Origin of the sequence: Actinoplanes sp. L3-i22 (assembly GCF_019704555.1) — a bacterium.
Lineage (GTDB): Bacteria > Actinomycetota > Actinomycetes > Mycobacteriales > Micromonosporaceae > Actinoplanes.
The window spans coordinates 270,428-288,717 of record NZ_AP024745.1 but is presented as its reverse complement, the minus strand read 5'-3'; the positions used below and the strand labels follow the sequence as shown (position 1 = coordinate 288,717).

Genomic DNA, 18,290 nt, shown 5'->3' with positions numbered 1-18,290 from the left:
CACCCCTTTCGCTGGGCGGCGCCGACGGAACTAGTGTGCAACAAAGAGATCCCGGTCACGGCAGAGGAGCCGCCCTCATGAGCGAGACACTGGAGAACCTGTCCTCGGAGACGCGGCGATTCCCGCCGCCCGCCGAGCTTGCGGCCGCCGCGAACGTCAAGGCCGAAGCGTATGACGAGGCCGCCGGCGACCGGCTGGGCTACTGGGCCCGCCAGGCCGAGCGGCTCACCTGGGCCAAGCCGTGGGACCAGGTGCTGGACTGGTCCCACCCGCCGTTCGCGAAGTGGTTCGTCGGCGGCGAGCTGAACGTGGCCTACAACTGCGTCGACCGGCACGTCGAGGCCGGCAACGGGGAGAAGGTCGCCATCCACTGGGAGGGCGAGCCCGGCGACACCCGCACGGTGACCTACGCCGAGCTGCTCACCCTGGTCTCCCAGGCGGCGAACACGCTGACCGAGCTCGGCGTCGTCGCCGGCGACCGGGTCGCGATCTACCTGCCGATGATCCCGGAGGCCGCGGTCGCGATGCTGGCCTGCGCCCGGATCGGCGCCACGCACAGCGTGGTGTTCGGCGGCTTCTCGGTGGAGGCGCTGTCCACCCGGATCAACGACGCCGACGCGAAGGTCGTGATCACCGCCGACGGCGGTTACCGGCGGGGCAAGCCGTCCGCGCTGAAGCCGACCGTGGACGAGGCGGTGGCCCGCTGCGCGAGCATCGAGCACGTGCTGGTGGTCCGCCGCACCGGGCAGGACGTCGCCTGGACCGCGAAGGACAAGTGGTGGCACGAGACCGTCGAGCAGGCCAGCCCGGAGCACAAGGCGCAGCCGTTCGACGCGGAGCACCCGCTGTTCATCCTCTACACCTCGGGCACGACCGGTAACCCGAAGGGCATCCTGCACACCACCGGCGGGTACCTGACCCAGGCGTCGTACACGCACAACGCGGTCTTCGACCTGAAGCCGGAGACCGACGTCTACTGGTGCACGGCCGACATCGGCTGGGTGACCGGGCACTCCTACATCGTCTACGGCCCGCTCTCCAACGGCGCGACCCAGGTGATGTACGAGGGCACTCCGGACACTCCGGACCGTGGCCGGTTCTGGCAGATCGTCGACAAGTACAAGGTGTCGATCCTCTACACCGCGCCGACGCTGATCCGCACCATGATGAAGTGGGGCGACGACATCCCCGCGAAGTACGACCTGTCCTCGCTGCGGGTGCTGGGCAGCGTCGGTGAGCCGATCAACCCCGAGGCCTGGATGTGGTACCGGGAGCACGTCGGCCGCGAGCGCACCCCGATCGTCGACACCTGGTGGCAGACCGAGACCGGCGCCGTGATGATCTCGCCGCTGCCCGGTGTGACCGCGGCCAAGCCCGGCTCGGCGATGACCGCCCTGCCCGGCATCAGCGCGGACGTGGTCGACGACCAGGCCGAGTCGGTGCCGAACGGCGGCGGTGGCTTCCTGGTGCTGACCGAGCCGTGGCCGTCGATGCTGCGCACCATCTGGGGCGACGACCAGCGCTTCCTCGACACGTACTGGTCCCGCTTCGGCGCGGGCGCCGGCAACGGCGACAAGTGGATCTACTTCGCCGGGGACGGCGCGAAGAAGGACGAGGACGGCGCGCTCTGGCTGCTCGGCCGGGTCGACGACGTCATGCTGATCTCCGGGCACAACATCTCCACCACCGAGGTGGAGTCGGCGCTGGTGTCGCACCCGGCGGTGGCCGAGGCCGCGGTGGTCGGCGCGACCGACCCGACGACCGGGCAGGCGATCGTCGCGTTCACCATCCCGCGCGGGAACGTGGTGACCGACGGCGAGGCCGGCCAGGCGCTGATCCAGGAGCTGCGCAACCACGTGGCCAAGACGCTCGGCCCGATCGCCAAGCCGCGGCAGATCATGCTCGTCGCCGAGCTGCCGAAGACCCGGTCCGGCAAGATCATGCGGCGGCTGCTGCGTGACGTGGCGGAGAACCGGTCGCTGGGCGACGTCACGACGCTGCAGGACTCGGCCGTCATGGACCTGATCAGTTCCGGTCTGCAGTCGGCGAAGTCCGAAGACTGACAAGCATCTATAAAGGCTGGTGGCATTTTTGCCACCAGCCTTTTTGTCCTTTATGCCTACTGTCATAGTATGCCAAGGTCATATCAGATAACCGTTGGTCATCAATCTCCTGTGCGATCCCCGAACATCAGTCTGTTTGCATACGTTCACCTCTAGTCCCCGAACCCCGGGGCCGTTTGACGCCGGGTGCGGCACACCGCGCCCGGCCGCAAAAGCGGAGGTAAACGTAGTGCGCAAGGTGGTCGTGGGACTGCTCGGCGCCGCGATGGTGACCACCGTCGGAGCGATGGCTCCGACGATGGCCTTCGCGGCTCCGCCGGCGGATCCGGCTCCGGTGGCACAGACCGGGGACAGCGTCCCGGTCGATGATCTGCCAAATCCGCTTGAGGAGAAGCGTCGCGCGCTGCGCGAAGAAGCCGTCTCCCAGATCGTCAGCGGCAAGTCCAAGGTGGAGACCCGGAACGGTAGCCAGGTCGTCAATCTGGGCAAGACCTATGGCAACGGCGGCTTCGGTCATCCCGGCAAGAACCAGTACGTCGAGCTGGCCCGGCAGAAGACCGACAAGATCTTCGTGATCCTCACGGAGTTCGGCAACGAGCGTCACCCGTCGTATCCGGACAAGGACACGACGACGGCGTACGCCGGCCCCTCGACGTTCGAGGGCCCGCTGCACAACGCCATCCCCCAGCCCGACCGCAAGACCGACAACTCGACGGTCTGGCAGCAGAACTACTCCGCCGACTACTACCGGAACCTGTACTTCGGCACCGGTAAGAACACCGAGTCGGTCAAGACCTACTTCGAGACCCAGTCGTCCGGCCGGTACAGCGTCGACGGCGAGGTCAGTGACTGGGTCAAGGTCAAGTACAACGAGGCCCGGTACGGCCGGTCCAACGACAACCCGACCGACGCCAACGGCGACGACCCGGCCGTGTGCGCCGCCAGCAACTGCACGAACGTGTGGGCGCTGGTCAAGGACGCGGTGACCCAGTGGTACGCCGACCAGATCGCGGCGGGCAAGACGCCGGCCGAGGTCAAGGCGGACCTGGCGACGTACGACCAGTACGACCGCTACGACTTCGACGGCGACGGCAACTTCAACGAGCCCGACGGGTACCTGGACCACTTCCAGATCGTCCACGCCGGCGGCGACCAGGCCGACGGTGACCCGCAGCAGGGTGAGGACGCCGTCTGGAGCCACCGCTGGTACGCGTACTCCTCCGACCAGGGAGTCACCGGCCCGGCCGGCAACCTGCTCGGCGGCGCCCAGGTCGGTGACACCGGCCTCTGGGTCGGCGACTACACGATCCAGCCGGAGAACGGCGGCCTGAGCGTCTTCGTCCACGAGTACACCCACGACCTGGGCCTCCCGGACGACTACGACACCAGTGGCGGCGGCGACAACAGCAACGAGTACTGGACGCTGATGGCGCAGAGCCGGCTCGGCGCCAAGAACGACCAGGCGATCGGCACGCACCCGGGTGACCTGGGCGCGTGGAACAAGCTGCAGCTCGGCTGGCTCAACTACGAGCCGGTGAAGGCGGGCCAGAAGAAGATCGTCAAGCTCGGCCCGCAGGAGTACAACACCGACAAGAAGCAGGCCCTGGTCGTCAACCTTCCGGACAAGAAGGTCACCACCGATCTGGGTGCGCCGTACGCCGGGACCAAGCAGTACTTCTCCGGCAACGCGGACGACCTGAACGTGTCGCTGTCCAAGCCGATCGACCTGACCGGGAAGACCACCGCGAGCGTCTCGCTCGCCGGCCGGTACGCGATCGAGGAGGACTACGACTACCTGTACGCCGAGGCCTCCACCGACGGCGGCGCCAACTGGACCAAGCTCGACGGTACGGTCGGCGGCGACCCCTTCCAGAAGGACGGCAGCGGCGCACCGGCGATCACCGGCTCCTCGGCCAACGCCTGGAAGCCGATCGAGGTGCCGCTGGACGCGTACGCGGGCAAGAGCATCCAGTTCCGCCTGCACTACGTGACCGACGGTGGCGTCTCCGAGGGCGGCTTCTTCGGCGACGACCTGACGGTCACCGCGGACGGCGCGACCGTCTCCACGGACGGTGCCGAGGCGACCCCGACCTGGACCGCGGCCGGTTTCACCGTGGTCGGCTCGACCAGCACGAGCGACTTCCCGAACTACTACATCGCGGGCTACCGGAGCTACACCTCGTACGACAAGTACCTGGAGACCGGCCCGTACAACTTCGGGTGGGCGGCCGACAAGCCGGACTGGGTGGAGCACTACAACTACCAGACCGGTCTGCTGATCTCGTACTGGGACACCTCGCAGGCGGACAACAACACGAACGTGCACCCGGGGTCGGGCCTCAACCTGGTCATCGACGCGCACCCGAAGCCGTTCAACAACCCGACCGGCGTTCCGTGGCGGTCCCGGGTCCAGGTCTACGACGCTCCGTTCGGGCTGCTCCCGACGGACGGCATGACCCTGCACCTGAACGGCGCGACCTCCGTGGTCAAGCCGCTCTGGGGCAACCCGGTCTTCAACGACAAGGACAAGTACTACTACGACGAGCTGCCGAACCAGGGCGTCAAGCTCCCGGCCGTCGGCGTCAAGATCGCGGTGCTGGGCCAGCTCGGCACCTCGATGACGGTGGCGACCTACTGATCCACCCACCAGCAGCGCCCGGGGACCCTACTCCCCGGGCGCTGCCCTTTTCGGGGGGTGCGCGGGGAACCGGAACGCCCCGCGATTCGTCCTACCGGTGATGCTTTGTGCAGGAAGGATGATCTGATGCGCAGTCAGCACACGTTCCGGATCGGCCTGGCCGTGGCGGCCGGGGCTCTGGCCGCCGGTTGTGGAGCCTCCCCGGACACGTCGTCGGCCTCGGCGCCGTCCAGTTCGCCGGTCGCCTCGTTGCCGCCGTCGTCGGCACCCTCGTCGGCGCCCTCGTCGGCGCCCTCGTCGACTCCCTCTTTGGCTCCATCTTTGGCTCCCCTGCCGACGATCACGCTGACCGACAAACCGCCCAAGGAGCCGACCGACAACCTCCCGGAGACCGGCTGGGTGGTCGGCATGGTCACCCGCGGCGGCACCGGCCCCTGCTACGGCCTCATCTCCGACGAGGGCACCCGCTACGCGCTCTACAACCCCGACGGCATCACGCTGAAGGAACGCGACCGGGTCAAGGTCAAGCTGGAGACCACGCTGCTGAAGATCTACTGCGGGCCGGGCAGCCTGATGGCAATGACCGAAGCCGCTCCGATCGGATGATCCTGCGCCGGTTCCCGAGTGCCGCGTCTCGGCCGTGACAGCGGAGCATAGGCTTTCCACATGGACGAGTCGGTGCTGATGGAGGAAGGGCCGTGGTCGCACCGCTTCGTCGGCGCCAACGGCAGCCGGTTCCACGTCGTGGAGATGGGCACCGGGCCACTCGTTCTGTTCCTGCACGGCTTCCCGGAATTCTGGTGGGCCTGGCACGACGTGATGACCCAGGTCGCCGACGCGGGCTTCCGCGCCGCCGCCATCGACCTGCGCGGTTACGGCCTGAGCGACAAACCCCCGCGAGGGTACGACGGGTACACCATGGCCGCCGACGTGACCGGCCTGATCCGTGCCCTCGGTGAGCGTTCCGCGACGATCGTCGGTGCCGGGGCCGGCGGCATGATCGGCTGGGCCGCCGCAGCGTTCCATCCCAAAATGGTCAATCGCCTGGTGGTGCTCGGCGCGGCCCACCCGCTGCGGTTGCGGGCCGCGCTCTTCGCCGACCCTCGCGGGCAATTCGCGGCTTCCGCGACCATTCTCAAATTCCAGGCCCCACGGTACGAACATGTGCTGACCCGGGACGACGCGGCGCTCGTCGGCGAGCTCATGGCGCATTGGAGCAGCCCGGCGTGGGCGGCCACCCCGGAGTTCGCCGACTACTCGTACCGGTGCCGGCAGGCGATGCAGATCCCGCAGGCGTCGTTCTGCGCCCTGGAGGCGTACCGGTGGGTGGCGCGCAGCGCGCTGCGGCTCCAGGGGTACCGGTTCGTGAAGCTGATGCAGCAGCCGCTCGGCATGCCGACACTGCAACTGCACGGGTCGCTGGACACCGCGATCCTGCCTCGCACGGCGCAGGGGTCGGGGCGGTATGTGACCGCGCCGTACGAGTGGCGGCTGTTGCCCGGCGCCGGGCACTTCATCCACCAGGAGGCGCCGGACTTCGTCACCGGCGAGATCATCCGCTGGTTGAAGACGCCCGCCTGACCCCGCTGTCGTGCTTTGGGTCAGACGCGGTGCTCGTACAGGTCGCGGATCTCGCTTGCCGGGGCCCAGCCCTGGTACACGCCGTAGTCGAACTCCTCCAAGCCGAGCTGGCGGGCCACCGGGGCACGGCCACCGGTGTACTCCAGCCGCAGCCAGGTGTCCGCCTCGGCGAGCACGATGAACGGCTCGCCCCGCCAGGTGCACATCGTCCGGACGTACGCGACCTCGTCGAACTCGTCCGGCTCCAGGACCCGCACGTAGCGGCCGGCCTTCACCTCGGTGAAGCCCTCGGCCGGCGCGGACCCGTAGATCCGCACCTTGTCGCCGTCCGGCACCGCGTCGTACTCCTGGCCCTGCCAGGTCACCACGTAACCGTCGCGCATCACTGCTCACCCACCCGGCGCCAGAGCGGCCCGTCCGCGTCGAAGATCGCCACCATGCGCTCGTTGGCGTCCGCGTCGACGCGCCACAGCTGCGCACCGTGCGGCAGCCGCACACTGTCCACCTTGAACTCGGCGATGACGTCGCGACCCTCGCCCGGGGCGAAGCCGTTGCCGCGGAACGGCGGACGCTCGATCACCCAGCCGTCCATCGCGCGCAGCGCCTGCTCGTTCTGCCCGCCGTACGGGATCCGATAGAGACTGGGCCGGAACGCCGGCCAGCGCAGCACGAACGCCTCCTTGGCGTCCTGCTGGAACGGCGCGCTGTCGTAGCTGAGCCCGAGCGCGCCGAACAGCTCCGACGGCGTCCGCAGGTGCTCGACCTCGGACGCCCGGTGCACGAACCCGGCCACCCGGTCGTAGCCCCGGTCCAGGTAGTAGTCGACCTGGTCGGCGGCGATCGTCTTCTGCATCACCGTGGCGTGCTGCGCCTCGTCGTTGACCGGCTCCGGAGCCGGGACGACCGCGGCCGCTTCCTCGGCGGTCGGGCCCTCGATCGGGTCCGCGCCGAGACCGGCCTCGGTGGCCCAGTTCGCCAGGGCGATGATCTGGGTCCCCGGGTACTTCGCGCCGACCGGGGTGCCCGGGTTGACCGCGAACGACCAGTGCGGGTCGGGCCAGTTGCGGATCAGCTCGTAGAACCGGACGCCCACCGTGCGGGTCGGCTCGCCGTAGTGCTCGGAGAGCCGGTCCTTGCTGGTGAAGACGATCAGGAACTTCTCACCCTCGACCTCTTCCGGCTGGAAGGCGAAGCCGGACTCGCCCGGCGCGCTGCCCGGCCGCGAGTGGTGGGCCACGGGGACCAGCACGTTCGCCAGGAGCAGCGTGGAGAGGAAGACGTCGGTGTTCCCGGCGTCGGCGGCGTCCTGCAACTCGCGCTCGGCCTCGTTGGCCGGCAGGAAGTTCTCGTGACCGCCCTGATCCTGGCCACCGCCGGTCGAGGAGCCGGCGACCCCCAGCCCGGACGAACCGGACGTCGGCGTGGTCGAGCCGGCCGACGGCAGCTGGATGATCTGCGTCACATGCGCCTGGTTCGCATACGCCGAGGCCGGGCTGCCCTGCGGCGGCATGCCGAAGGCGGGACCGGGCGCGGGCACGGCGGGGGCGCTGTAGGAGGAGGCCGGAGCGTACGCGGACGGCGCGCCGCCCGGACCGTAGGCGTCGGTCGTACCCGCGGGCGAGCCGTAGCCGGACGCCGGGCTGCCGGGAGCGGCATACCCCGAGGCCGGGCTGCCCGGAGCCGCGTAGGCCGAGGCGGGGCTGCCAGAAGCGGCATAGGGCGAAGCCGGGCTGCCGGGAGCGCCGCTGCCCGGGGCGGCTGCCCCGGAAGTGGGGATGCCCGGAGCGCCCGCGCCCGAGATCGGGCTGCCGGGAGCAGCGGCTCCGGAGACCGGGCGACCCAGGCCGGTCGGTGCCGAGACCGGACGGCCCTCCGGCGAGTGGCCGAAACTGCTCGGCGAACCGGGATAGCCGGACGAGGCGCCCGTCCCGGGGTTGCCCGCCGGGCCGAAACCGGACGCGGCGGGACCCGAACCGGGGCCGAAACCGGATGCCGAGGCCGGGCCGCCGTAAGCGGGCGCGCCGGAGCCCGGGCCGTAACCCGGCGAGCCGGGCGCGACGGAGCCCTGGCCATAGCCCGGCGAGGCGGGCGCGCCGGACGCCGGAGCGCCGGGTGTCGGGCCGCCGAGCGCGCCGTATCCCGGGCCCCGATCAGCGCCGGGAGCGCCCGGAATGACCGGCGGGAGCAGGCCGGGACGGCCACCCGATGCGGGCGGAGCCGACCGGTCAGCCCCGGCCGGGCCGAAGTCGGAGCGCGGCAGCGCCGGAGGCGGCCCGGACGGGCCGAACCGGTCGGCCGACGGGTCGCGCTGGGCAAGGCTCGGATCCGGAGCCGGGGTGTGCCCACCGGTGAGCGCCTGCGCCGCGGCCGCCATCGAGGACGGCCGCTCCGAGGGCGGGGTCACCTGACGGCGGGGCAGCCCGTTGGCCGGGCCACCGGACGAAGCCGGCGCGGCCGGAGCCGCTGCACCCGGAGCCGGAGCGCCCGAGGCCGGAGCGCCCGAGGCCGGAATGCCCGAGGCCGGAGTGCTCTGCGCGGCCGCGGCCTGCGGCGACGCGGGGCCCTGCGGGAAGCTCGGCGCCGGGGTGGAACCCGGCATGGTCCGGGAGTTGGTGAACCCGGAGAACGACGTCGTCTGGCTCGGGCCGGCGGCCTGGCCGGGCTGACGTCGCGGCAGGTCGGTGCCGCCACGAACGGGCGGCGGGTTGATCGCCGGGTTGGCACTCGCCGGGGCGCCCAGGCCGGCACTCGCCGGAGACCCCAGGCCGGCGTTCCCCGGAGACCCCAGGCCGGCGCTCGCTTGAGACCCCGGGCCGCTGGGAGCCCCGAAACCGGCAGGAGCCCCCGGGTTCGCCGGAGAATTCGTCGGAGCGCTGAGTGCCGCGGGACCACCGCCCGGTGCGCCGATGTTCGGACCACGGCCGCTGCCGATCGCCGCCCAGCTCGGGTCGACCTGGGCCTCGGCCGGGTCATACGGCTTGACGTGCTCGGGGATCGGCGGCGTGTTCGCCATCGGGGTACGCACCGGGAGCGGCGCGCTCAGGTCCTGGAGCGGCCCGCGAGGGTCGTTCTCCGGCCCGAAGGGCACCGCGTCCGAGTTCCAGCCGGGGGTCGCCATGCCGCTGGACCCCGCGCTGCGCGTGGGCAGCCCCGAGGACGACGGCGAAGCGGCCGGGGCGCCGGGCGTGCCCGGGAAGTCGCGCGGGATGGTCGGCGCCTGATAGGCCGCCGGAACCTGCTCCGCCCCCGGACGACCGGGTGCGGGAGCGCCCGGAGCCGGCATACCGGCGGCACCCGGCGCGTTCGCGCCCGGTTGACCGGCCGGGTCGGCCGCGGCCGGGGTCCGCACCGGCAGCCCGGACGGCGTGGTCTGGCGGGTCGGCAGGCCGGCCGGTCGGACCGGAAGGCCACCAGGATTGCTCCCGGCGAGGCCGCCCGGCTGAGCACCCGGCGAGGACAGGCCACCACCGGGCGAGGACAGGCCACCACCGGGCGAGGACGGGCCGCCGCTCGGCGAGGAGGGGGAACTGCCCGGACCGAACGGCGATCCGCCCGGACCGAACTGGGATGAACCGGATGCGGCGGCCGGACCGAACTGAGAGGCGCCGGAAGCGCCCCCCGCGCCGAACTGCGCGGCGGCCGGAACCGGCTGGGCCGGACCGGGCTGCTGCATGCCACGCCGCGGGAGACCGGCCGGGCTCGAGCCGGGCTGAACACCACCCGGTTGAGGGACGCCCGGCTGCGGCACGCGCGGCCCGCCACCGGGACCACCCGGACCGGACCCGAGCGCACCCGGGCCACCGGGCGCACCCGCGGGGTAGGCAGCCGCGGCCGCCGGGGCCGAAGCGTCATAGGTCGGGCCGCCGGGGCCGTCACCGGCCCGCTTGGCGGCGAGCGCCGCCGCACCGATCTCCTGGATCTTGGAGGTGCCGTGCACCTCACGACCCGGACCACGGGTCGGAAGTCGCAGGTCGCCGCGCGCCAACTGGGCGACGAACCAGGCCGGCAGGTACCCCTCGATCGGCAGGCCGGGGTTGACCGCCAGCCACCACTCCAGGTTCGGCCAGGTGTTGGCGAGCTCCGCATACGGAACCCGGCGCGACGAGCCGGTGTAGTCGGAAAGACAGGAGCGCAATGCCTCCTGGGAGGTGAACGCGAGCACATGCGTGCGCCCACCGGTGCTCCAGGTGCCCCAGCCCAGCGGTGCCAGACCGGCCAGCGCATCGGCCGAAACCGGCAGCAGGAGGTCGACACCGGCGAGGATGCGGAAATAGGACTCCTGGTCGTCGGTGCGCAACGCGTCGCGCATCGCGACCTCAGGGTCCGTAACCGGCTCCCACTCGGACACGTCCACCTCTCCCCACGCGTACGACTGAGCCATCTCGACGCGTATAACCTACAAGGCCAGACCGCAATGACAATGGGCGGCAGTGCGCTGTTGACCGAGTTGTATCCCGGCATGCCCGGTACACGGTCGCGCCGAGCCGGTACGCGCGCTCCAATCGCCCGGCGCAATGATCCAACAACCGATGGTAGCCGTGTCAACCGCCCGGGCCAGTACGCGAACGGGCGACCTCAACCCGCCCGGAACGGACCAATAGGAACGCCCGAACGGGTAGGCCCCGTCGTCACTGGAACCGTTGTGTCGCGGCCCGTTCGGTCGCCACGTAGTCAGCGGCCGACTCGTCCACCGCGAGTTTGATCTGGCGAAGGATGCCCTCCAGGTCGGCCGAGGCGGCCCGCCAGGTGGTCTGCCGCTGCGCGTACGCCTCACGGGCCTCGCCGGCCCAGCTCTCCACGAGCGGTGCGGCATCGCGTTCGAGCTGGTCGAGCTGGGTCCGCAGGGTGGCGAGCGCCTTGTCGATGTCGGTGCCGGCCTGTCGCAGGGCGCTGAAGTTGACGAGCAGAACTCCGTCGTTCACGAGGATCCTCCTGGAGAAAGTCAGAGCGGCAGCGTGAACGTGCCGCCGGTGCGGGCGACACGACTCGCGGCCTCGGAATCGGTGGACTGGTAGCCGACGCCGGCGGCCCGGATCGACTCGGCGGTCTCGGCGAGCGCGTTGTTGAGGCGCTGGAGATCCGCCGCATATTGCGTCTTGACCTGCTCGAACGCGGTCGCGCCGAGCCCTTTCCACGAGCTGTTCAGCCCGGACAGCTCGGTCATCAGCAAGCTCAGCATCTGCTGCAGCGCGCCGTTGACCTGATCGAATTTGGCCGCGGTGCTCGCCATCACCGTGGATTGCGCCTGGGTGTAGGCCATTTCCGAGATCACCCCGTTCTCTGCTGTGGACGGACATGACGATCACCCACACATCGATGCGGGTCATCGTATTGCGGGTCGCGACCTGGGATCGAGTCTCAGTGTGATCGCCTGGTCACGTCTTGGGCCTCGACGCTAGGCGATGAGCGGGCGGCGGCGAAACCCCCGAATCCAGGCCTGTGGATAACTCGGACCTGTGGACAACGGACACGGCCGATTCGGATTTCGCCCTACCATGTGCCGCGCAGGGAGATCGACGCCCATCACGATCTTGGGGGTGCGCATGGCGACGGATCTGGCCACGCCGCGGCGAGCCACCTCGGCGCCGGCCGCCCGCGCGGCGAAGGCCCGCGGCGTCCGTCTCCACCAGGTGGTCGCCACCCAGGCGGCAGCCGTTCTTCTCCTGGTCGGCGCGGTTCTCGGCAGGCCGGCGCTGCTCCTCGCGGTGATCTGCGCCGTGCTCCTGCTCGCCCTGATCTGGCTGCGCGTGCGCGAGCGCTGGGCCTTCGAGTGGCTCGCCGCGGGCCTGCGGTTCGGCGCCCGCCGGCGGACCGCCACCACGGTCCTGGAGCTGGCCGCCCCGGGCACCCGGGTGACGTCGGCCGACCTTCCGGGCGGGCCGGTCGCGGTGCTCGCCGACGACTTCGGCCTCACCATGCTGCTCGAGCTGGGCGATCCGGCCGACCTGCTGGCCGACGGCTCGCCCGAGCTCGCCGCGCCGTGGGAGCTGCTGACCGCCGACGGCCGGGAGCGGCCGTCCTGCCGGGTCCAGCTCCTGCTCAGCGGCGCGCCCGCGCCCGCCGCCGGGGCCGGGCCGATCGCGATCTCCTATCGGGCGCTCACCGCGGGCCGGGCTCTCGGGCACTGCCGCGCGGTCCTGGCGATCCGGGTGCAACGCGACGAGGGCTGGTCCGACGCCGAGCTGCGGCGGACGCTGACCGGCCTGGCACGCAAACTGGCCAAGCGCCTGACGGCGCGGCCGGTGGGCAAGGCTGCGGCGATTCGTTTGATAACCGAGCTGACGTACGCCGATCCGGCCGCCGGAGTCCGTGAGGAGTGGACGGCGTTGCGGGCCGGCGACACGGCTCAGATCACCTTCCAGACGCGGCCGGAGGTCGGCGCCGAGCCGCCCGCCGAGATCCTGACCAGGCTGCTTTACCTTCCGGCAGCAGCGACCACGGTGAGTCTGACCGCCGATCTCCCGGAGCCGCCGTCCGCCGAGCCACCGCTGATCGGCCTGTCCGTGCGGCTGGCCGCTCCGGACCTGCGCGCCCTGGAGGAGGCGGCGACGTCCGTCGAGCGGCTGGCGGCGGCCGAGCGCGTCCGGCTCCGTCGGCGGGACGGTGAGCACCTGAGAGGGCTCACCGCGACTCTGCCGCTCGGTGCGACGGGCAGCCCGCCGCACATTCCGCCGGGCTGGCCGTCCGGTCATCAGGGATCACCTCGCCCGGAGCCCGCTCCTGGCCCTCCCCGGCCGCCGGGCCGACAGGCGTCGACCAGACAGACCCGGTCGCTGGAACAACGCCCGCCAGCCGCGCAGACGCAGTCGCTGTGGCAGCAGGCGTTGCCGGCGCAGGCCCGGCAGGCGGCGCAGGCCCAGCAGGCATTGCCGGGGCGAGCGCGGTCGGCCAAGACGCGGTCGGCTCAGGCGCAATCAGAGCAAGCGCACTCGGCCCACCAGTCGGCCCAGCAGTCAGGGCAGCAATCGGCTCAGGCGCAGACCGGGCGGACGCAGACCGGGCAGGGGCGGTCGCCTTCGCGGGGCGCGCCGATGGCCGTGGGCGGGCGCTTCGGGCGGCTGGTGCTGCCGACCGCCCGGGCCGGCGTGGTGATCGGACGCGACCGGCACGGGCAGCCGTTGCCCATCCGGTTGTTCCGGCCCGAGCCGACCCGGATGTTGCTGGTCGGTGATCTCCGCTGTGCGCAGCTGCTGACGTTCCGGTCGCTGGCCGTCGGTGCCCGGGTGCTGGTGCGCACGCGACGTCCACGGGCGTGGGCGCCGTTCGCCCGGGGTGCGGCCGCTCCGGACGGGTCGATCGCCCTGGCGCCGCCCGATCACCCGGTCGAGCCGCCGGCCGGTACCCCGCTGCGGCCGCTGCTGACCATTCTCGACATCGATTCGCCGCCGGCCGCCGCGGCCGGGGTGTACCCGGTGCAGCAACAAAGCCCCGCGACCGGCTCGCCGAGCAGCATCGACACGATGTCGACCAACCCGATGGATGAGCGGCACGCGGGGATGCTCGACCCGGCAGGTGAGCAGGACGCGGAGATGACCGACCCGGCGAGCGAGCAGGACTCGGGGGCTGCGATCAGACAGGACGGAGGCGCCGGCTCCGCCGGGCCCTGGGAGGCGACCGTGACCTTGCGGGAGCGATTCGGAAGCGGCGACGTGGCGGCCGCGATCGGGGCGGATCTGGTGCTGCTGCAGACGATGCCGGCGGACGATGCCGAGCTGATCGGGACCGCGCTCAGCCTGGGTGACGTCGCCCGGCTGCTCACCCGGATGCGGCCCGGGATGGTCAGCATCATCAGTCACCAGGCGGTTCGTTGGGCGACGCTCTCCCCTACCGACATCGAGAAGATCCTGATCGGCTCCCCCACACCGACATAGCAAAGCTCCCCATCGGCGCTGCCTCACCGACACGGCCGACACAGCCGGCACGGCACGACACGGCGTGGCCGACACGGCGTGGCCGACACGGCGTGGCCGACACGGCGTGGCCGACACGGCGTGGCCGACACGGCGTGGCCGACACGGCGTGGCCGGCACGATCAATAAATGAGTGATAGATCTCGATATGTCGGAATATCCGGGAGTGCGCGGATGAAGATCGCGGAGTGTCGTACCCGCCAGTGGCGCGGCCGTGGCACGATCCCCTGCCATGGGCATCATCATCCGGCTCGTGATCACGGCGGTCTCGCTGTGGATCGCGACCCTGGTCATCGACGGGATCGATCTCACCGCGGGCAGCGCGGCCGCCAAGGCCGGCACGCTTCTCGCGGTCGCGGCGATCTTCGGTCTGGTGAACGCGGTTCTCCGGCCGATCATCAAGACGATCGGCTGCGGTCTCTACGTCTTCACGCTCGGCCTGATCGCGGTGATCGTGAACGGCCTGCTGTTCATGCTGACCAGCTGGATCGCCGGGCGGATCGACCTGGGCTTCCACGTCGAGAGCTTCTGGCCGTCCGCGGTCCTCGGCGCGCTGCTGGTCGGCATCGTGAGCTGGGTGCTCAACATGCTCGTCCCCGACGGCGGCGACGACTGAACCGCACAGCGCAGCCAACGCACGACGTAACGAGAGCGGGGCGCCGACCGGGCGCCCCGCTCTCGCGTGCACCCACGGCGTTTCATGACTGCCGGTGACGGCCCGACGAGGCTGCCGGTGACGGGCCCCCGACGAGGCGGAAGAGGCCAGGCCAGCGGCATCTGATTGGCCCGGTGACCTGGAACATATGCAAGGACCGGGTTACGGAGTTGCCCTTACGGTGAGGGCATGAGCGACGAGCGGCGCGGATACCTGTACGGCTTCACTGCGTACGCCCTCTGGGGTTTCTTTCCGATCTATTTCAAGCTCCTCCAGCCCTCGCCGCCACTGGAGATCCTGTCCCACCGCGTGATCTGGTCGGTGGTGTTCGTGGCGCTGCTGCTCACCGGCATGCGGAACTGGACTTTCCTCAAGCGGATCCTGCGCACGCCGCGCCTGCTCGGCGGAATCTCCCTGGCCGCGGTGCTGATCGGGGTGAACTGGGCGACCTACATCTACGGCGTGAACTCGTCCCGCGTCGTCGAGACGGCGCTCGGTTACTTCATCACCCCGCTGTTCGTGGTCCTGCTCGGCGTGACCGTGTTGCATGAGCGACTGCGCCTCTGGCAGTGGATCGCGGTCGGCGTCGGCGGGCTGGCGGTCGCGATCCTGACGATCGATTACGGACACTTGCCGTATATCGCGCTCACGCTCGCCGTCTCGTTCGGTTCCTACAGCCTGATCAAGAAGCGGATGTCGCTGCCGCCGGCCGAGGGCCTGTTCATCGAGTCGGCGGTGCTGGCGTTGCCCGCGCTGGCCTATCTGACCTGGCTCAACCTGGACGGTGGCGCGAAGTTCGGGCACGTCTCGGCGACGCACACGATCCTGATGCTGTTCGCGGGTGTGGCCACCGCCGTACCGTTGCTGCTCTTCGCCGGTGCCGCGAACCGGGTGCCGCTGGTCGGCCTCGGCATCCTGCAGTACGTGGCGCCGATCCTGCAGCTGGCCTGCGGCGTCCTGATCTACCACGAGCCGATGCCGGCGGCCCGGCTCGCCGGTTTCGGCCTGGTCTGGATCGCCCTGATCATCTTCACCGCGGACGGCCTCCGCAGCGCCCGCGCCACCGCCCGCTCCCGCGCCGCCGCCGAGGCCACCGCCGCCCCTGCCTAAAACCCCCAAAACCCTTATTTGGTACGGCGTTCAGCCCGCCCAGAGAAACAACAACGCGCCCAGGGAAGCGGCAGCGCGCGGGAAGTAAGCGGCGCGGGAAAGTGAGCGGCGCGGGAAAGTGAGCGGCGCGGGAAAGTGAGCGGCGCGGGAAAGTGAGCGGCGCGGAGAACGACGCGGTGCGACGCGCGCAGGGAACGGCGCGCGGGGCGCCGGGCGGGTAGCGCGGTGCGCAGGAACGGCGCGTGGGGCGCGGTGCGCGCAGGAACGGCGCGTGGGGCGCGGTGCGCGCAGGAACGGCGCGTGGGGCGCGGTGCGCGCAGGAACGGCGCGTGGGGCGCGGTGCGCGCAGGAGCAGCGCGTGGGGCGCGGTGCGCGCAGGAACGGTGCGTGGGGCGCGGTGCGCGCAGGAGCAGCGCGGGGCGCGCAGGAGCAGCGCGGGGCGCGCAGGAGCAGCGCGGGGCGCGCAGGAACGGCGTGCGAGGAGCGCAGCGCGAGCGAGGAAGCGAATCAGGGCGCCGAAATCGCGCCGGGAGCGCCCGTCAACGAGGACGGTAGGTCAGCATGATCGTCCCGTCGAAGCGCACCAGATCCAGCCGATCCAGGCTCTCCGCCGGAAAATGCGTGGCCCCCTGCATCGAGAACTCCGCCCCGGGCTGCGGCGTCCAGGACCCGAGCTGCTCGCTCTGATCATCGGGACCGTAGGCGATCAGCCGGAACGTATACGGCTTCTCCGAGGCCGCGTACGTGCAGATCATCTCCACCCGGCTCCCGCCGGCGGTTCCGGTCACCCGGATGGTCGCCGTGATCGGTGAGTTCGGCTGGACCGCGGCCATCGCCACGGCCGGCCCGACCGCGCCGCTGCCGGCCGCGGGCCGGTTCATCAGCCACAGCGTGACTCCGCCGCCGAGCACCACGATCAGCAGGGCCGCGGCGAGCGTGCTCATCAGCCGGACCGGGAAGGTCTTCACCCGCGGTGGCGAACCGTGCGACGAACCGCCATGCGACGAGGTGCCGTGTGGGGAGCCGTGCGAGGACAGCCCCGCCGATCGCGGGCCGTTCCGGTAGGAACGCTCCGGCAACACCGGGCTCAGCGAGGGGTCCAGCAGCTTGGCGAACTCGTCCGCGTCGAGCCGGTCCAGCATGTCCGGCACCCGGGACAGATCGGCCACCGCCTCCCGGCAGAACGAGCACGTCGCCAGGTGCTGTTCGTAGGCCGCGCGCTCCGCCGGCGACAGCGCGCCGAGGACGTACGCGGCGTCGTCGTGCCCGTCCTCACACCGCATGTTTCCCCGCCTCCAGCCGGCTTCCCGTCGTCCGCACTTTGGTACGCGACAACCGCCGTGGAGGTTCAAATATCTCTTAAAGCCGCACCTCAAGCTGTAGCGATTCGGTCACTCAAAAAGTGCCCGGGCTGCGAAAACGCTCCGGAAACAATCGTCTGCGCCGAATGATCTGTGAACGAGCACAGAATGGCGTCAGGCGGTGGCGGACTCGCCGCCGGAGAGCGCTTCGGCGACATTCCGGGCGGCGGCGGTCAGCTTCGCTCGGACCACCCGGGCCGACGTCAGCATCTCGGCGGCCGGCATCGAACAGGCGAGCACGAGCCGGCGCTCCATGTCCCGATCGGCGACCACGACCACCGCGGCGGAGGCCAGCCCCTGCCGGAACTGTCCCATTTCGATCTGCATGCCCCGTCGCTCGCCCGCGGCGAGATCGGCCTCGAGCGCCTCGCCCGTGGTCAGCGTCGTCGGGGTGAACGCCCGCATCCCGTAGTCGCGCAGGTAGCGCGACCGCTGATCGGGGGTGAGCGTGGCGAGCAGCGCCTTGCCCAGCGCGGTCGCGTGCCCGCCCTCGTCGAAACCGGGGGCGACGTCGTCGAGGAACGGCGAGCGGGCGCCCTCGGCGGAGGCGGTCACCGCTATCCGGCCGCCGACGAAGCGGCCCAGGTAGTGGCTGTACCCGGTGTCCAGGGCGGCGCGGCGCAGCGCGTCGCCGACCGCTGGTGGACCCCGGAACGCCGACACGAGCTCGCGATATCGATCCGCGATCTCCAGGCCGACGATGTACGTCCCGTCCTCTCGGCGAATCACGTAGCCCTCATAGGCGAGCGTGCGCACGAGGTGATAGGTCGTCGCGACGGTCAGCTCGCAGCGCCGGGCGATCTGTTTCACCGTGAGCCCGCGCGGTGCCCGGCCGACCGACTCCAGCACACGCAGGGCCCGCGACACGCTCCGGATGAGATCTGACGGCTCCGCTAGGGGGTCACGCACAGCTACCTCCGAGGCCAGGGACTTACACCATATGAAGAAACTCACGGCGACGGAATGCCAAAA

Annotated in this window: 13 protein-coding genes; 7 read left to right on the top strand and 6 right to left on the bottom strand. The window is 71.0% G+C overall.

The window, feature by feature from the left end:
* The first annotated feature begins 77 nt into the window (after positions 1 to 77).
* From acs to L3i22_RS01295, 4 genes are all read left to right on the top strand, one after another.
* Positions 78 to 2,063 (top strand): acetate--CoA ligase, encoded by a 1,986-nt coding sequence (gene acs / locus L3i22_RS01310; protein ID WP_221325177.1) that lies wholly within the window; start codon positions 78 to 80, stop codon positions 2,061 to 2,063.
* 244 nt (positions 2,064 to 2,307) lie between these two features.
* Positions 2,308 to 4,701: an immune inhibitor A domain-containing protein gene (locus tag L3i22_RS01305; protein ID WP_221329738.1), complete on the top strand. Its 2,394-nt coding sequence runs from the start codon at positions 2,308 to 2,310 to the stop codon at positions 4,699 to 4,701.
* Positions 4,702 to 4,827: 126 nt separating this feature from the next.
* On the top strand, positions 4,828 to 5,307 hold the full coding sequence (locus L3i22_RS01300) for a hypothetical protein (RefSeq protein WP_255657866.1): 480 nt from the start codon (positions 4,828 to 4,830) through the stop codon (positions 5,305 to 5,307).
* Between the two features lie 60 nt (positions 5,308 to 5,367).
* The gene (locus tag L3i22_RS01295; protein WP_221325176.1) at positions 5,368 to 6,282 is read left to right on the top strand and encodes an alpha/beta fold hydrolase; all 915 of its coding nucleotides are present in this window, start codon (positions 5,368 to 5,370) and stop codon (positions 6,280 to 6,282) included.
* 20 nt (positions 6,283 to 6,302) lie between these two features.
* Here L3i22_RS01295 and L3i22_RS01290 read toward each other — a convergent pair whose 3' ends face one another.
* The 4 genes from L3i22_RS01290 to L3i22_RS01270 all read right to left on the bottom strand — a co-directional run bounded on the left by L3i22_RS01290 (position 6,303) and on the right by L3i22_RS01270 (position 11,542).
* The gene (locus L3i22_RS01290) at positions 6,303 to 6,668 is read right to left on the bottom strand and encodes a hypothetical protein (protein WP_221325175.1); all 366 of its coding nucleotides are present in this window, start codon (positions 6,666 to 6,668) and stop codon (positions 6,303 to 6,305) included.
* Positions 6,665 to 10,663 (bottom strand): SseB family protein, encoded by a 3,999-nt coding sequence (locus tag L3i22_RS53270; protein WP_255657865.1) that lies wholly within the window; start codon positions 10,661 to 10,663, stop codon positions 6,665 to 6,667. Before L3i22_RS53270 ends, L3i22_RS01290 begins: the two co-directional genes overlap by 4 nt.
* A 247-nt stretch (positions 10,664 to 10,910) precedes the next feature.
* Positions 10,911 to 11,204 (bottom strand): WXG100 family type VII secretion target, encoded by a 294-nt coding sequence (locus tag L3i22_RS01275; RefSeq protein WP_221325174.1) that lies wholly within the window; start codon positions 11,202 to 11,204, stop codon positions 10,911 to 10,913.
* Positions 11,205 to 11,224: 20 nt separating this feature from the next.
* Positions 11,225 to 11,542 (bottom strand): WXG100 family type VII secretion target, encoded by a 318-nt coding sequence (locus L3i22_RS01270; RefSeq protein ID WP_221325173.1) that lies wholly within the window; start codon positions 11,540 to 11,542, stop codon positions 11,225 to 11,227.
* A gap of 283 nt (positions 11,543 to 11,825) precedes the next feature.
* Here L3i22_RS01270 and L3i22_RS01265 point away from each other — a divergent pair, with 283 nt between their 5' ends.
* From L3i22_RS01265 to rarD, 3 genes are all read left to right on the top strand, one after another.
* On the top strand, positions 11,826 to 14,153 hold the full coding sequence (locus L3i22_RS01265) for a hypothetical protein (RefSeq protein ID WP_221325172.1): 2,328 nt from the start codon (positions 11,826 to 11,828) through the stop codon (positions 14,151 to 14,153).
* A gap of 271 nt (positions 14,154 to 14,424) precedes the next feature.
* On the top strand, positions 14,425 to 14,808 hold the full coding sequence (locus L3i22_RS01260) for a phage holin family protein (RefSeq protein WP_221325171.1): 384 nt from the start codon (positions 14,425 to 14,427) through the stop codon (positions 14,806 to 14,808).
* 228 nt (positions 14,809 to 15,036) lie between these two features.
* Positions 15,037 to 15,957, top strand: a complete 921-nt coding sequence (gene rarD / locus L3i22_RS01255; protein WP_221325170.1) for an EamA family transporter RarD — start codon at positions 15,037 to 15,039, stop codon at positions 15,955 to 15,957.
* A gap of 539 nt (positions 15,958 to 16,496) precedes the next feature.
* Here rarD and L3i22_RS01250 read toward each other — a convergent pair.
* Both L3i22_RS01250 and L3i22_RS01245 read right to left on the bottom strand, forming a co-directional pair.
* Positions 16,497 to 17,240: an anti-sigma factor gene (locus L3i22_RS01250; protein ID WP_221325169.1), complete on the bottom strand. Its 744-nt coding sequence runs from the start codon at positions 17,238 to 17,240 to the stop codon at positions 16,497 to 16,499.
* A gap of 192 nt (positions 17,241 to 17,432) precedes the next feature.
* Entirely contained in the window at positions 17,433 to 18,227 is a 795-nt protein-coding gene (locus tag L3i22_RS01245; protein WP_221325168.1) for an IclR family transcriptional regulator, read from the bottom strand.
* Positions 18,228 to 18,290 lie beyond the last annotated feature (63 nt).